General features: G+C 30.0%; 17 protein-coding genes. 1 reads left to right on the forward strand and 16 read right to left on the reverse strand.

Going from position 1 to position 15,053, the window contains the following annotated elements; genetic code table 11:
- Positions 1-14: 14 nt before the first annotated feature.
- From aroB to bsdtb5_RS12615, 8 genes are all read right to left on the reverse strand, one after another.
- A complete protein-coding gene (gene aroB, locus bsdtb5_RS12585) occupies positions 15-1,103 on the reverse strand; it encodes a 3-dehydroquinate synthase (protein ID WP_271712335.1) in 1,089 nt (362 codons plus the stop codon).
- Between the two features lie 123 nt (positions 1,104-1,226).
- Positions 1,227-1,910: a DivIVA domain-containing protein gene (locus tag bsdtb5_RS12590; protein ID WP_271712336.1), complete on the reverse strand. Its 684-nt coding sequence runs from the start codon at positions 1,908-1,910 to the stop codon at positions 1,227-1,229.
- A 9-nt stretch (positions 1,911-1,919) separates the two neighbouring features.
- Complete coding sequence (locus bsdtb5_RS12595; RefSeq protein WP_271712337.1) at positions 1,920-2,681, reverse strand: YlmH family RNA-binding protein; 762 nt, start codon at positions 2,679-2,681, stop codon at positions 1,920-1,922.
- An 11-nt stretch (positions 2,682-2,692) separates the two neighbouring features.
- Positions 2,693-2,947, reverse strand: coding sequence for a YggT family protein (locus tag bsdtb5_RS21960; RefSeq protein ID WP_408628600.1), 255 nt, complete (start codon positions 2,945-2,947; stop codon positions 2,693-2,695).
- Between the two features lie 2 nt (positions 2,948-2,949).
- Positions 2,950-3,507, reverse strand: a complete 558-nt coding sequence (locus bsdtb5_RS12600; protein WP_271712338.1) for a cell division protein SepF — start codon at positions 3,505-3,507, stop codon at positions 2,950-2,952.
- Between the two features lie 4 nt (positions 3,508-3,511).
- Positions 3,512-4,210, reverse strand: coding sequence for a YggS family pyridoxal phosphate-dependent enzyme (locus bsdtb5_RS12605; protein WP_271712339.1), 699 nt, complete (start codon positions 4,208-4,210; stop codon positions 3,512-3,514).
- Positions 4,211-4,238: 28 nt separating this feature from the next.
- Entirely contained in the window at positions 4,239-5,624 is a 1,386-nt protein-coding gene (locus tag bsdtb5_RS12610; RefSeq protein WP_271712340.1) for an HlyD family efflux transporter periplasmic adaptor subunit, read from the reverse strand.
- A gap of 2 nt (positions 5,625-5,626) precedes the next feature.
- A complete protein-coding gene (locus bsdtb5_RS12615; protein ID WP_271712341.1) occupies positions 5,627-6,562 on the reverse strand; it encodes a TIGR01212 family radical SAM protein in 936 nt (311 codons plus the stop codon).
- Between the two features lie 287 nt (positions 6,563-6,849).
- Between bsdtb5_RS12615 and bsdtb5_RS12620 the strand changes: the two genes are divergently transcribed.
- Positions 6,850-7,050, forward strand: a complete 201-nt coding sequence (locus tag bsdtb5_RS12620) for a DUF378 domain-containing protein (RefSeq protein ID WP_271712342.1) — start codon at positions 6,850-6,852, stop codon at positions 7,048-7,050.
- Positions 7,051-7,150: 100 nt separating this feature from the next.
- Here bsdtb5_RS12620 and bsdtb5_RS12625 read toward each other — a convergent pair whose 3' ends face one another.
- The 8 genes from bsdtb5_RS12625 to mreD all read right to left on the reverse strand — a co-directional run bounded on the left by bsdtb5_RS12625 (position 7,151) and on the right by mreD (position 15,034).
- Positions 7,151-8,137, reverse strand: a complete 987-nt coding sequence (locus bsdtb5_RS12625; RefSeq protein WP_271712343.1) for a D-alanyl-D-alanine carboxypeptidase family protein — start codon at positions 8,135-8,137, stop codon at positions 7,151-7,153.
- Between the two features lie 40 nt (positions 8,138-8,177).
- Positions 8,178-8,576, reverse strand: coding sequence for a methylglyoxal synthase (mgsA, locus tag bsdtb5_RS12630; RefSeq protein WP_271712344.1), 399 nt, complete (start codon positions 8,574-8,576; stop codon positions 8,178-8,180).
- Positions 8,577-8,589: 13 nt separating this feature from the next.
- A complete protein-coding gene (locus bsdtb5_RS12635) occupies positions 8,590-9,708 on the reverse strand; it encodes an FtsW/RodA/SpoVE family cell cycle protein (protein WP_271712345.1) in 1,119 nt (372 codons plus the stop codon).
- Positions 9,709-9,720: 12 nt separating this feature from the next.
- Positions 9,721-9,996, reverse strand: coding sequence for a cell division topological specificity factor MinE (gene minE, locus bsdtb5_RS12640; protein WP_271712346.1), 276 nt, complete (start codon positions 9,994-9,996; stop codon positions 9,721-9,723).
- Positions 9,997-10,008: 12 nt separating this feature from the next.
- Positions 10,009-10,800 carry a septum site-determining protein MinD gene (gene minD, locus bsdtb5_RS12645; protein WP_271712347.1) on the reverse strand — a complete coding sequence of 264 codons (792 nt, stop codon included), beginning with the start codon at positions 10,798-10,800 and terminating at the stop codon, positions 10,009-10,011.
- A gap of 198 nt (positions 10,801-10,998) precedes the next feature.
- Positions 10,999-11,664, reverse strand: coding sequence for a septum site-determining protein MinC (gene minC, locus bsdtb5_RS12650; protein WP_271712348.1), 666 nt, complete (start codon positions 11,662-11,664; stop codon positions 10,999-11,001).
- Positions 11,665-11,695: 31 nt separating this feature from the next.
- On the reverse strand, positions 11,696-14,524 hold the full coding sequence (locus tag bsdtb5_RS12655) for a penicillin-binding transpeptidase domain-containing protein (RefSeq protein WP_271712349.1): 2,829 nt from the start codon (positions 14,522-14,524) through the stop codon (positions 11,696-11,698).
- Positions 14,525-14,527: 3 nt separating this feature from the next.
- A complete protein-coding gene (gene mreD, locus bsdtb5_RS12660; RefSeq protein ID WP_271712350.1) occupies positions 14,528-15,034 on the reverse strand; it encodes a rod shape-determining protein MreD in 507 nt (168 codons plus the stop codon).
- Positions 15,035-15,053 lie beyond the last annotated feature (19 nt).

Raw genomic sequence — 15,053 nt, forward strand, 5'->3', positions numbered from 1 at the left:
GCTGCTCCAAGTTCTTATTTAATAATCATGGATAAGGCCTTTAACATATCCTCATCTGTAATAGTATCATCAATAATAGCATTACCAATACCATTTAATAGGATAAATTTAATCTTGCCTGCTTCCATTTTCTTATCATTTTTTGATGCTTTTACAATATCGTTAGGATCTAGATTAGATACTGTAGTAGGCAATTCAAACTCGTGAATTGTCTCTAGAATATCTGTTAATTCTTCCTTAGTAAGATATCCCTTATTATAGGAAAGATGCGCTGCCGCTGCCATTCCAATTGCAACACATTCACCATGTAATAACGTGAAATTCATTAATTTTTCAATTGCATGACCCAAAGTGTGTCCAAAATTAAGTAAAGCTCTATCCCCTTTTTCGGTTGGGTCCTTTTCAACAACTTCTTTTTTTATAAGACAACTTCTATAAATTGTTTCTTCTAAAGTATTCGTATCTCGTATTTTTAATAACATGGTATTTTCTTTTAACCATTTAAAATACTCTTTATCCTTAATTAGTCCATGCTTAATAATCTCACCATATCCTGAAAAATACTGAATATCTGTTAATGTTTTTAATACACTAACATTCATATATACTAATTTAGGCTGATGAAAGGCACCTACCATATTCTTATAAGCATTAAAATCTACTCCTGTCTTGCCACCAATACTACTATCAACCATGGATAACAATGAGGTTGGAACCTGTACAAAACGAATTCCACGTAAATAAGTCGCTGCAGCGAAACCTGTTAGATCTCCTACAACTCCGCCTCCTAAGGCTACAAGAATATCATTACGATCAAACTGTTTTTCAATTAAATACTCATAAACATTTTGTACTGTATTTAGATTTTTATTTTCTTCTCCTGCTTGAAATACAAAGCTTTCAATGATGCTTGTAGATTCTTTTATTCTATCACTTAATTCTTCAAGATAGTACTTGCCAACAGTCGAATCTGAGACTATACATAATTTTCTATTCTTAATGTCTAATTTATTCAATTCATCTATTAAATAATCATAACTTTCTTTGATTATAATATCATAACATGGCTTTTCTTCATAATGTACATTTATTTTATAACCCATATTACTCCTCCTAATGTTAATGAAATTATAGACCTCCTAAATAAACAAGTCCAAATATTTGTAATTCTGATTAAATAAATAGAAAGACTTATGTATCATCAACATAAGTCCTCTGCTAATTTATTAATCTTCAACCTCTATATATTCAAAGCAATCATCTTGACTTTTTGATTCATTTTTATTATGTGCCTTCGTTGTATTATGTGTAACTTTAGGTATTACCTCATCTAATAAATCATCCCTTGAAGCTTGAACAGAATTCTCCTCTAGCGCAGTATCATCTGTAACCATTTGAGACTTACTGTTTTCTTGCCCATTACTTGACTCAGATTTTTTAATAAAGGTATTTAAATTAGCAATTTCAAGTTGAAAGCTATCACTATTTAATATTTCAATTTGAGTTGTTGCTAACTGCTTAAATTGAGCTTTATACATATCATATTGTCTAATAAGTTCAATTATTTTAAGATTTATGTCATCAAGACTCTTCTCTGCTTCCATTAACATACTTTTAGCTTTAATTTGAGCCTCTTGTTCAATTGCTTTTGCCTTTTGTAATGCAGTTTCTTTGGTTTCATCCGATGTTCTTTCAGCTAATACAAGCGCTTTTTGGAGTGTTTTCTCAATTGATTTATAATATTGAATGCCTTCGTTCAGAACTCCCATTTTATCATTTAACTCTACATTTTCTTTATACAATTTTTCATAGTTTTTCGCTACATCCTTAAAGAAAGCTTCTACATCCTTCTTATCATAGCCAATTCCCGATTTAAATGATCTATTTTGTATTTCTATTGGTGTTAACATAGGTACCTCCTAAATATACTTTTGTAATCTAATATAAAAACGCCCTTTTTTCGTCTGAGTGACCGTTTCTTGATATATGAATTTTCCGTATCCTCTTACTGAAACAATGTCATTTTCTTTTAACTGATAGCTATTCGATATCGTTAATCTACTATTTACAAATACCTTGCCACCAACAATTAAACTCGTTATACTGCTTCTTGATGTATTAAGCGCAACTGACAGAATAGAATCTATCCTTAAAGAACTCACCGTTCCAGTAATTTCTTTTAAAGTTGGCTTTACCTCAAATTCTAATATATTTGCTAGCTCACAACGAATCGTAGTGTGTTTTACTTTATTTAAATTATCAATAATAAATGAACTTATCTTATTATTGCAGAACAAATAACCTTCATTTTCCTTTATAAGAATATCTCCGATTTTGCTTCGTTCAATTCCTAAGTTAAGTACTGCGCCCAGAAAATCTCTATGCGATAATACATCACTAAATTTCTGATTAAGCGGTAGAATCCTAATACAATGTATAGGAAATTCCGGCAAAAGATAAGAATCATCAGAATAAAAACATAAGATTCTTCGCTCTGCATCTTCATAACCACCGTATAATTGATATGATATTTTTGGTAAATAAGATATATAACGATAGAACAAACTTATTTCATTGATATTCAGAAAATCCGTGTATGTACAGATTCCCCTATTATATGCACTCTGGGCTAATTCTTTTATGCGTTTTTCGAATAAAACTTCTTCTTTTTCAATTCTCATGGTATCTCCAATTATGATGCAAAAAACTGTTGTAAATATGAAATAATGATAAATGCTATAATTGGTGCAAAATCGATATTTCTAGTCTTAAATATTGAATGATTTAGAAAATATCTTATTGGTTCAAGCATTGGATCCACCAATGTCAAACAAATGTTTTTAATTTTAGGGCTTAAAGGTAGCCAAGAAATAATAATGTAAGTAAACAATATTATTTCAAGTACTACAAAAAAAATATATAATGCATTAGTAATTAAAGAACCCATTTTTAAAATTCCCTATTTAATGTTGGCACTTCAAATCCTGCATCTGGTAGTAAATCTAGGTAGTCTCCAGAAATATCCACATTGTCTGGTGATACAATAAAAATATAATTTGAAATCTGATGAAGTTTACCATTAATTGAATATACAGATCCAGAAATAAAGTCCATAATTCTTTGAGCAACATCTACATCAAATCCCTCTAAGTTCACCACTGCTGCTCTTCCAGAGATTAGCATATCACAGATATCTTTTGAATCATCAAATGAAGTAGGTTTCATAATACATACTTCTAGCCCTCTTGTTGTAGTTCTAATTGGTACTATTTTATTGCTTGATGTTCTCTCTGTTCTTGTTACTTTTTCTCTCTTAATATCTGTACTTCTATCTTCGTCTTCTGACCTTCTAGATGTAGAAGCAAATGAATTTCTTACAGGCGTAACCTTTTTTTCTTCCTTGACTTGTCTTTCTTCTACTTCATCCATCTCATCTAAGTAATCATCATACTCATCATCATCTGCAAGCTTTAAGTACCCCAAAAAATTCTTTACTATATTTGCCATCTTATTACTCTCCTTTATTATACTCTCGTTCTCCGAATATTCCTGTGCCAACTCTAACCATTGTGGCGCCTTCTTCTATAGCAACTTGATAATCATTCGTCATTCCCATTGATAATATATCCATATCAACATTATCAATGTTTTTACTTTTGATGTCAACAGATAATTTACGTAAATTTCGAAAATGTTCTCGATTTTCTTCTGGATTCTCCACATATGGTGCTATTGTCATAAGGCCTTTTATTTTAATATAATTTAGTTTTGATATTTCTTCTATTAAGCTTAATGTATCTTCAACTGCAACACCATATTTTGTCTCTTCCTTAGCGACGTTAACTTCAATTAATACAGGTACAATTCGATTTACTTTTTTTGCTTCTTCATCTATTTGAATGGCTAATCTTAATGAATCAACTGAGTGAATTAAAGATACTTTATCTATGATGTATTTCACTTTATTTCTTTGTAAATGCCCTATGAGATGCCAATTTAGTTCCGTTTTTATCTCTTCGCATTTTTGATTTAGCTCTTGTACTTTATTCTCACCAAAATCAATAATTCCTTCTTTCATAACTTCTTCTATCATTGAAATAGGTTTTGTCTTACTTACAGCAATTAAAGTGACATCTCTTCTATTTCTTTCTACCCGTTCGCATGCAGATTGTATTCTTTCCTCCACTTCACGTAAGTTATCTTTTATCATATATAATATAACTTCCTCTCTATTTGATTTAGTAAATAATATGCTGGTCAGTAGCTTTATCGCCATTTAATGCAATATGGTCATATACAGATAATCCATATTCTGTATCATTTTTAATAATACAATACTCTTCATTCTCATATATTTTTTCAATTCGACGAAATACTGCATAACCTTTATTTACATTATAAGCACCCTCAAGTGTTCCAGTTTCAGATACTTCATATCGTTCCTTTGTATTGGTGGCTTTAATCCAACCACCTGCTTTAATATCATTTGTATCTACATATCCATATTTATCATCTTTATAATATATTTCCGTCTTTATAAACTGATATTTAACATCACCATTTTTACTGTAAACTTCTTTTACAACTCCGTAGCTTCCTGTATCACCACCCTCTGTAAAATACTCTAATGGAATTTTATAGAATTTTTTCTTAACAACAGAAGTAACAGGTATTTTCAAGCCAGTAGCAGAATTAATATTTAACTCCACATCAATGAATCGATCGTCAATATAATGTATCATATATTTATTTAGATCTAATTTAGCATAATATTCATTTGATTTTTTAAATGTTGTAATATCTGCATAAGTTGATAAATTATCCTTTGGGAAAGTAATATTGATTTGTTCTTTATTAGATACTTTATCATATTGTTCTTTAGTCAAATTAATAACGATAGACCAATTTTCATTACGTACAACTTTATATACTGGACTACCTTTTTCAAGTAAATCAGTTGTTCTAAGTTGTAATTTTTTATATTTTGATGTATCAAAAGATTCCTTCGTAATGTCTTCAGCTTTTAGATTTTCATATGAATCAACAAAATATGTAATGATTCCGCTATTATTTGCTTTCACAACTCGAAAAGATTCATCACCATTGCTACTCATGATATCTTGTAGGTTACTTAACATATTAAGGTTTGATAATTCTAATATAGAATTTTCAATATCATATTTAAAATCATATACATTACTAAATTGGCTCTTTGAATAATCATTTTTAAATGTAGCAATTTGATTACGAATTGTTTCTATATCCTCATTTGTTAGTTTTGTTTCATTTTCACTATTCATGAGCTGTTCATACACTTTTCCAGTCTCATCAATGGTATATACAGTAGCTTTTTTTGCTATTCTCTCACCATCACGGTAATAATAATTTACATAGCCTGAAGTATCTGTATTTACGACTTCTTCGTTTCTTAAAATAATTCCTTTGCAGGTATTATCATCAACATTCTGGCCTTCGGCAACTTCGTAAATGGATAAATGCTCTTTGTTCATATAGATTATTATATTTATAACTACATAGAAAAAAATAATACCAAAAATAATAAGTCCCATTTTGGGTTGTTTTGGTTTTCTATATTTGGCAACTTTACTGTTTCTTTTGGCCATATTTAAAAGCCTCCCTTGTATAAACTAGAACCATTGGTGTAATTATATTTTTTTCCTTGATAGCCATTCTCTTCTTCCATCATAGATTCAAATTCGTCTTTTAACTTCCACCAACTTGTATCCCAATTGCTAAAGCATGCATCCTCCTTTGGGATTCGACTGAATAATCTTTCAATAACAATGTCATTTCTAAGATACTCTATGAACTCTTTTAACCTTCTTAGATATTCTTCTTTGCTACATATCTTGATACTTCCTGATAAATATTCTTTAGCCATTACTGTATTCTTAGGTATATATAAAGAATGTAATTTTACAATTTGAACTGGTAAAACGGATAAGATTTTACTTGTTTCTATCGCATCTCTGATTGTATCATTAGGTAAATTCAATATTACATGTACACATGTTGTAAAATTATATGTCTTAATTCTAAGAACCGCATCAATGAATTCTGCTAATCCATGTCCTCTTTGAATCTGATCTAAAGTATGATAATTTACTGTTTGTAGTCCTAATTCTATATTTATATGAATCTGATATTTTTCTTTCACTGTTGCCAAGAACTGTAGATATTCATCTGAAACACAATCTGGTCTCGTTGATATGGATATTTCTACAATATCTTCACATTCTGTTGCTTCTAATATATATTTTTTAAATTGCTCAATTGGCATATACGTATTAGTATAATTCTGAAAATAAGCAATGAATTTATTAGCATGATATTTATTCTGAATATAGTCTTTATTCTCTCTTAATTGCTCTAATACCGTTTTAGTAGATGATTTTGATTCAAAACCAGTGCCAACCTCTGCACAGAACGTGCAGCCTGTCCCATTTTTTCTATTTGGACATGAAATCGGTAAATTTATTGGTAGTTTATAAACTTTTTCACCGTACTGTTTTTTTAAATAATCCGAATATTTATTATACATATATTGCCTTCCAAAAATCATTAGTAATATTTAAAGCTAATCTGTAACGATACTTCGCTTACTCCATTATACTGATTCTTATATGTTTTTTAAACCCCTATTTTATTATTTTTATACAAAAAGATGAAAACATATGGATAATTTTTGATATAAATTTGTAAATTATGATTTAAAGATAAAATTATCTTATATTTTATTCAATTTTTTCCTACATTAATTCTAATATGAATATAAATAATTTATTTGGAAATAATATAACCAATAGAATGGATAAAGGAGGTAATTGTATGAAGACACTAGATTATATCGGACTCGTACTAATTATAATTGGCGCAATCAATTGGGGTCTAATTGGCTTTTTAAATTTTGATTTAGTAAGAGTAGTATTTGGAGATATGACTATAATCTCAAGAATTATATATTCCGTTATTGGAATCTGTGGATTATATGCATTTAGTTATTTTGGTAGAATAAGAAATGAAGACTAATTTTGTATCTATAGTTTTTATTATGTAAAAATAAAAAAATCCTTTGTTTCAGTCATTTCTATAATGATAAAACAAAGGATTTTTTTGATAATTTCATTTATTATTTTACTGGTATTAAGTCCAACAAATGGCTCATCTGATAAAATAAATCATTACCTGATGCTGCTTTTAAAACTACTGATATATAATCATTCTCTTTTTTATCCTTACTATAGAGTATCAAACAGGACCCTGCTTTTTCAGTAGTACCAGTTTTTCCTCCAATTACTGTAATTCCTGCTTTAACAGTAGCTGTCCCTTTTAAATAACGATCCGTACTTACAAATACTTTTGATACCTTATTACCTTTAACATCATAATATTCAGCTTTAAATCTTTCTTTATGAATGATATCAAGAAAGACATCATTTTTAATCAATTCATGAAATACAAGATATAAGTCATAAGCAGTAGTATAATGATTATCATCATGCAATCCATGTGGATTTACAAAATGTGAATTCACAGCACCTAATTTCTTAACTTCTTCATTCATCATATCAGCAAATTTCTCTACACTTCCACCAATATGTTCTGCAACAGCAACTCCAGCATCGTTACCTGAATAGACTAAAAGAGAAGTTAGTAAATCTTTTAATTTAATCTGGTCTCCTTCTTTGAAACCACATAGTTTTGCTCCTGGTTCAGTTATATGTGATGCATTATGACTAATTGTTACCATATCGTCTAAGTTACCATACTTTAAAGTAACTAATGCAGTTACTATTTTGGTAATACTCGCAGGATATAGCTTTTCATATATGTTCTTTGAATAAATAACCTGATTCTCAGTTGAATTTACAATTAACGATGATTCTGAAGTAAGAATATTATCTTGTTGCGATTTATAATCAACTGGTATCACACATAGATTTTTCGAAAAACTATCTGATGATGTAATACCTGATGAAGATAATTCATAATCCATTACAACATTATTGTTTTCTTTCTGATAAGAAAGCAATGCATCATCTTTCTTATTACATGCAACAAATAGTAACATTATCGATAATGTTACTATTGTTAAAATTAAGCGTCTATTTTTCATAATATTATTCCTTAAGATTCTAGGATATACCCATACTTCTTTAACCTTTAAATATTTCTCTCCACTCTAAATCACCACGATCCAGAGCTTTGATTAACAACTCTGCAGTTGCTAAATTTGTAGCTAAAGGAATATTATGTGTATCGCAAAGTTGTACTACATTATTTACATCTGGTTCATGTGACTTCGGTGTCAATGGATCTCTTAAGAATATAACTAAATCAATTTGATTATGTTCAATTTGCGCTCCAAGCTGTTGTTCTCCACCTAAGTGGCCAGCAAGGTATTTATGAACATTCAAATTGGTCACTTCTTCGATTAATCTTCCAGTCGTTCCAGTAGCATATAACTCATTTTTACTTAATACTCCACGATATGCAATTGTAAAATTCTGCATTAATTTTTTCTTTGCATCATGAGCAATTAATCCAATGTTCATATTATCTACCCCCTTATATTCTTTTTCTTTGTAAACTTACATTTAACACTAATCCAATACCCAACATACTACTGAGTAGCGAACTAAGACCATAACTGACAAATGGCAATGGTAAACCTGTATTTGGCAAGATAGAAGTAACAACTCCTATGTTAACAAAAACTTGAATCATAAACATAGAAGATACGCCTGTAGCAATTAGCTTGCCACTAATATCCTTTGCGTTCTTAGCAATCATCATACATTTAAATATCAAAATAGCTAATAAAGCTATAATAACACACCCACCAATAAATCCTGCTTCTTCTCCAATAACAGAAAAAATAAAATCATTATGCGCTTCTGATACATAATTACTTCCTTTTATTTTTACTCCATTTTCAAAAATCTTTCCATATAACTTTCCTGAACCAACAGCTTGAACTGCATTACTCTGTTGGTACATTATTGAGCTTGAGTATTTTTCTGGATTTAAGAATCCAATGACACGATCCAGTTGATATTCTTTTAGTAAAACTTGAAATGGTTGCTGGATGTACCAAAAAAAACCAGCAACTGCAGGTACTAATATTATTAATATCGGAGCTATGACTCGATAACTTAACCCTGCTACAAAAAGCATAGACACAAAAATATATGCCATTACAATACTCGTTGATAGATTGGTTTGAATTAGAATTAAAAATGTTGGTATTCCCATTGCAATAGAAATGATTAAAAATGATGATAATTTATTAATTTTTTCATGGAAATAGGACATCAGTCCTGCCATACAAATAATCATTATAATTTTACTTAATTCAGATGGTTGAATCTGAACCCCAACATTCAACCATCTTTTTGCACCATGTGAGCTAACACCAATTAATCTTACTAAGATTAATAACACAAGATTAATTGCATACATTGGCCACATAAAGCGAATAACAAAATTATAATCAATTACAGATACAATCGCTACTATAAAAATACCCAATACTAAGCCAAAGATTTGCTTCGTTGCATTATCTGTTGTACCATCAGCCACGTCTACGCAATGTATAAAAAATACACTTGATACACTTAAAATAATTACCAAAATTACTAAAAAATAATCATATCGTCTAAAATCATATTGTTTTAATTTGAACATCTAAATACTTCCTTAATTTTTAGGTGATTTAAGGTCCTTGATTGGTATATTTGCAAATAGAGCAGGAACAGATCCATTATTTCCTTCTGATTCTGTTTGCCCAATTTTAATATCAAGGCCATCGGAATCAATTTCAACATATTTTGAAAGAACAGCTATAATATCATTTTTAATCTGTTCCATAATTTCTGGACTGCAATTGGCTCGGTCAGAAACAAGAACAAGTTTTAATCTATCTTTTGCAACGTTTCCGGAAGATTTACGTTTAAAAAAATCTGCTAAACCCATGATGTTACCTCCCTAATTTTTCTTTAATAAGTTTGCTAATTTATTAAACAACCCACTCTTAATGTTCAAATCTAGTAAAGGAACATCTTCTCCAAGAATTCTGTTACAAATATTCATATAAGCTTTACCAGCTAAAGTATCTGACCCAACTAAAGGTTCCCCTTGATTTGTTGAAATAACAATATTCTCATCATCAGGAATTGCTCCAATTAAATCTACCGCTAAGATTTCAACAACGTCATCGATTGACATCATATCTCCGCGTTTTACCATATCCATACGAATACGGTTAACAATTAGATGTGTCTGCTTCATTTCATTCGCTTCTAATAAACCAATGATACGATCAGCATCACGAATTGCAGAAACTTCTGGAGTTGTTACAACTAATGCTCTATCCGCACCAGCGATTGCATTCTTAAATCCTTGTTCAATACCTGCAGGACAGTCCATTAGTATGTAATCGAATTCTTCACGTAATTCGTCTGATAATTTCATCATCTGCTCTGGTGTAACTGCTGACTTATCTCTCGTCTGAGCTGATGGTAATAAAGATAGATTAGGATATCTCTTATCTTTAATTAATGCTTGCTTTATTCTACAGTTGCCTTCTACGACATCAACTAAATTATAAACAATTCGATTTTCTAATCCCATTACAACATCAAGATTTCTTAGACCTATATCTGTATCGATAAGTACTACTTTCTTATTTAATTTTGCTAACCCTGTTCCAACGTTAGCTGTTGTGGTTGTCTTGCCAACACCGCCCTTACCTGATGTGACTACTATTACTTCTCCCATTATCTTTCCTCCAAGCTTTTCTTATATTTCTACAATATTCCATCTGTACAAGAAGTCAATATCTACTTGTTTCATTATTGTAATTTGCTTATTAAATAATAAAAAATATTCATTAATACTGTAACACAAAAATGTTGTAATTTGAAATAATATTTTTATAAATTTATATTTATTAACTAATTCTCTAAGTTAATAATTCTATAAACTAATATCATTCATTACTTCTTTGCTTATTGGTTCAATATAGATATTACCATTCTCCATAAAAGCAATTTTCGCTTCCTTTTTCTCCTCTTTTAAAGGCTTATCTGGAGACCTTGCAATTATATCACCTATTCTTATCTGCATTGGTGACATATCAAGAGCAACAACAAATGAATTCTCATTTCCAGTTGCACCAGCAAAAACGGTACCTTTTAATGAACCTATGATTATAACATTCCCCTTTGATACAACTCTTGCTCCTGGCTTAACATCTCCAATGATAATAATACTTGTCTCAACTTCAAGAACTTGTCCAGATCTTAAATTTCCTTTATAGAATTGTCCAGTGTTCGTGGACAATTCCATTAATTTTTGTTCAAGACTCTTCTTAAACATTTCTTCTCTTTCTTTATCATTATCAACAATGCATACAACTCGAAGTTCAGAATTCTCAGAAATGATATCCAGTATTTCTCTTTGTTCTTCATTAGTTAATTCTCTACCTTCAAAACTTAAAGCCATCTCAGCTTTATTAAAGAACTTTGCTGAATCTTTGAATTTTTCAGCTATATCAGATTTTAATTCTTCAAAATCCAATTCACTATCAAGAACTACGACGATACCATATTTATTTCCTTTTATCATAACTGAATTCTTCATATATATCTCCTTAGTCATTTAGTTTCAAAATCTAATCTGTAACACCTGAAGGACCAGATGTTTTACTGCTATCACTAAGCAAATCTTTCAAACTAGTCTTGTTGAATTTATATTTATAAATTTTACTTGCTAATTGTACCGCATTAGCAGATGTATAACCATTTGGTATGACAACAGTCATTGATATTTCCGGCTTATCAAAAGGTGCATACGATACAAACAAAGCATGGTTTGGATGAGTTTTAGCTAATTGAGCAGTTCCTGTTTTACCTGCAACTTCAACTTTAAGATCTTTAAAATATTGCCTATTATTATTGGTTGGTGCATTAACTACTTTGTACATACCACTGTGAACACTATCCCAAGTTGATTGCTTAATCTCTACATTATTGTGTACTTTTGCTTTATTTGTAACAATGGTTTTTCCATTATAATCTATAATCTTATCTAATAAGGTTAGATTATAGCAAGTTCCACTATTTGCAACTGTAGTGAGATATCTCGAGATTTGAATTGGTGCAAAGTTATTAGTACCCTGACCAATTGCTGTTGCTACTGCATCTGTATCAGAAACATGTGGCTTGCTTTCTTGAATTTCAATTCCCGATTTTTTATCAAGGCCGAACATCTTAGCATACTTTTGAAACTTTTTAATACCTAGATCACTTATATATTTATTCGTTGAAGATTGACTTAGTCGATAACCAACTTCATAGAAGAAATAGTTACAAGAATCTCTAATTGCATCGGATACATCAATCGATCCATGCGTATGATTTGGCCATGCCCAACAATGTTTATATGGTTTAATTTTCGTAAATTCTCCAAGATCTTTAATCTTTTCCGTTGGTGTAATAACACCTTCTTCCAACCCCGTAACTGTAGATATCATCTTGAATGTAGATCCAGGTGCATTAGAAGCTTGAGTAGGACGATTCAAAAACGGTGAAGATAAATCAGTGGATAGCTTTGCGTAATACTTAGCATCAACTGTATTTGCCATTCTATTATTATCATAACTAGGATAAGACACTAGTGCTAACACAGTACCAGTATTTACATCAGTAATAACAACAGAACCTGAACATGGTTCTAATGCTAATTGTGCGGGTGTAATCTCAAGTTTTTTGAGTTTTTTAATGATAAAATTATATGCATAATAAGAACCATTTTTCTTTAGCATATCAACTTCTTTCTTATCATATTTTAACACACCTTGATCATATAATAAAAGACAAATTTCAGTTCCTGATAATTTATATGAATATACCAATATATGGTATATTTTTTTGTTAAATTTGCTATTGTCTTGTAGTAAATTCAAGACATAATTAATCAGTTTATTATATATCTCATCGGAATTATAGTACTTATCTCCCAAATTTAAAACAGATAAATCAATCCAATTACTTGATATTGCATGTTGGATAAATTCACTTAAACTCGTTTTACCAGCAATATATTTTTTATAAACATCATCATTCTCGTCAATATTCTTTTTCAATAGAATTCCTTCACTTGATAACGTTTGGTATACAAAATCAAGTAAATCTCCCATATCATCTGATACATCTGAATTCTTAGTCTTACTGTTAATTGCTAATAAAGTTTTCAACTCAGCAATTGAAGATTTTTGTTTTGAAACAAATTTTTGATATACTGATTTTTCTAAAGAAGTAGCATCTTTTTGTGTGAAATGATTAATATCAATAATATTATTGTTTAATAAGGCATAGTAAACATCATAGATTGGTATTGTTATATTGTCTGCTGATTTACCCTTTGAACCTGTACTTGTGCTATTTACTATTTTAGATACCAATATATCACAGATTTTTTTTTCTAATAATTTATAAGATGCAATCGTCAGATCTTTATCAATCGTCAAATACACATCGTTTCCAATAGTTGATTTTTTAGTACTATCCACATTAAGAATCTTTCCCGTATCATCAACGGTTACTTTTTGATATCCTTTATTTCCACGAAGATATGATTCGTATTCTTTTTCAACGCCTGATTTACCAACTTGATCTGTTGAATTATAACTTTTACCTAAAGTATCCAAATCACTCTCTGAGGCAAATCCTGTATAACCCAGGATATGTGCAAAATACTTACTATCCACATATTTTCTAGTTGACTCTTCGATGATATCAACCCCAGGCATTTCCTCATTATTCTCTTTAATGGCTGATACTGTCTTTTCATTTACATCTGTAGCTATTGTAACTGCCATATATTGTTGATAACGATTCATAAAGATTGCATATCGTACTGCCATAATCTTAAGTGCTTCTTCTGTACTATATTCCTTTGATATATTAAAGTTTGAACTACCATCTTTACCATATCTTAAATAATTAAACACATCCTCAGCAGTTGCTTTCATTTGATCTTTGGTTAAATCTTCACTTGAATATACATCCTTTTTAAATCTTGTTAACGCATTTCCTTTGACTTTAAAGGATAATTTTCCGTTATCATCCATTTCAATATTGAAGTTATTTACGATAGAACTTCCATTTTGTTCAATTAACTTTATTAATTGATTAATCATTTTATTTTTATCTTCAGCTTTTTTTAATTTGTCAGAGTCTTCGATAGAGACAGCGTATGAAAGTTCATTGTAAGCTAATAATTTACCATTTCGATCATATATATTTCCTCTAGTGCCTTTCATCTCTATATTTTTAGTAGATTTAAACGCACTATCTTTTTCATATTTCTCGCCATTAACAATTTGAAGATTAAATATTCTACTAATTAATATTCCAAATCCAAAAAGATAAATTACTACTAATACAAAAAGTCTCGATTTTACTATACTCTTTATCCCATCTAAAATTACATCAAACAACCGCTAGACCTCCTCTACTTCTGATTGTTCCAACCACCCGTTTATGCTATGTAACGCTTTATATAAAAAGATTGCTACTAAAGCAGTATAAACTAATTCAGGTAACATAATTCTTCTAATATAATAAAAGAGATCAAGGCGACCACGTAGTAAAAAACGGAAAACATAATAGAGAAAGTTATAAGAGAAATCACTAATACATACTAGAATAATAGGTACTGTTATTTCATCTCTATAATAGATTTTCTTACAATACCCATTTAAGAAACCTACTAGCATATATATAAATGCGCAAATTCCAATAATGTCTCCATAAACCATATCAACAAGAAGGCCGCTAACAAATCCGACAAAGATTCCCTCTGTCCTTCCTCTCATATACCCAACTGCCACTGTTACTATAAGCAATAGATTAGGTACCACATTAGCAAGCGCAAGGACTTGAAATACCGTACTCTGCAATATAAAACACAATAAAACTACTATTGCTATGGTAATCAATCGTTTCATTTCTCTAATCCTTTCATTT

This window comes from Anaeromicropila herbilytica (assembly GCF_016591975.1).
GTDB lineage: Bacteria > Bacillota > Clostridia > Lachnospirales > Lachnospiraceae > Anaeromicropila > Anaeromicropila herbilytica.

Coding starts and splice junctions, on each gene's coding strand:
- aroB (WP_271712335.1), bottom strand. CDS start 1,103: ATGGGTTATAAAATAAATGTACATTATGAAGAAAAGCCATGTTATGAT.
- bsdtb5_RS12590 (WP_271712336.1), bottom strand. CDS start 1,910: ATGTTAACACCAATAGAAATACAAAATAGATCATTTAAATCGGGAATT.
- bsdtb5_RS12595 (WP_271712337.1), bottom strand. CDS start 2,681: ATGAGAATTGAAAAAGAAGAAGTTTTATTCGAAAAACGCATAAAAGAA.
- bsdtb5_RS21960 (WP_408628600.1), bottom strand. CDS start 2,947: ATGGGTTCTTTAATTACTAATGCATTATATATTTTTTTTGTAGTACTT.
- bsdtb5_RS12600 (WP_271712338.1), bottom strand. CDS start 3,507: ATGGCAAATATAGTAAAGAATTTTTTGGGGTACTTAAAGCTTGCAGAT.
- bsdtb5_RS12605 (WP_271712339.1), bottom strand. CDS start 4,210: ATGATAAAAGATAACTTACGTGAAGTGGAGGAAAGAATACAATCTGCA.
- bsdtb5_RS12610 (WP_271712340.1), bottom strand. CDS start 5,624: ATGGCCAAAAGAAACAGTAAAGTTGCCAAATATAGAAAACCAAAACAA.
- bsdtb5_RS12615 (WP_271712341.1), bottom strand. CDS start 6,562: ATGTATAATAAATATTCGGATTATTTAAAAAAACAGTACGGTGAAAAA.
- bsdtb5_RS12620 (WP_271712342.1), top strand. CDS start 6,850: ATGAAGACACTAGATTATATCGGACTCGTACTAATTATAATTGGCGCA.
- bsdtb5_RS12625 (WP_271712343.1), bottom strand. CDS start 8,137: ATGAAAAATAGACGCTTAATTTTAACAATAGTAACATTATCGATAATG.
- mgsA (WP_271712344.1), bottom strand. CDS start 8,576: ATGAACATTGGATTAATTGCTCATGATGCAAAGAAAAAATTAATGCAG.
- bsdtb5_RS12635 (WP_271712345.1), bottom strand. CDS start 9,708: ATGTTCAAATTAAAACAATATGATTTTAGACGATATGATTATTTTTTA.
- minE (WP_271712346.1), bottom strand. CDS start 9,996: ATGGGTTTAGCAGATTTTTTTAAACGTAAATCTTCCGGAAACGTTGCA.
- minD (WP_271712347.1), bottom strand. CDS start 10,800: ATGGGAGAAGTAATAGTAGTCACATCAGGTAAGGGCGGTGTTGGCAAG.
- minC (WP_271712348.1), bottom strand. CDS start 11,664: ATGAAGAATTCAGTTATGATAAAAGGAAATAAATATGGTATCGTCGTA.
- mreD (WP_271712350.1), bottom strand. CDS start 15,034: ATGAAACGATTGATTACCATAGCAATAGTAGTTTTATTGTGTTTTATA.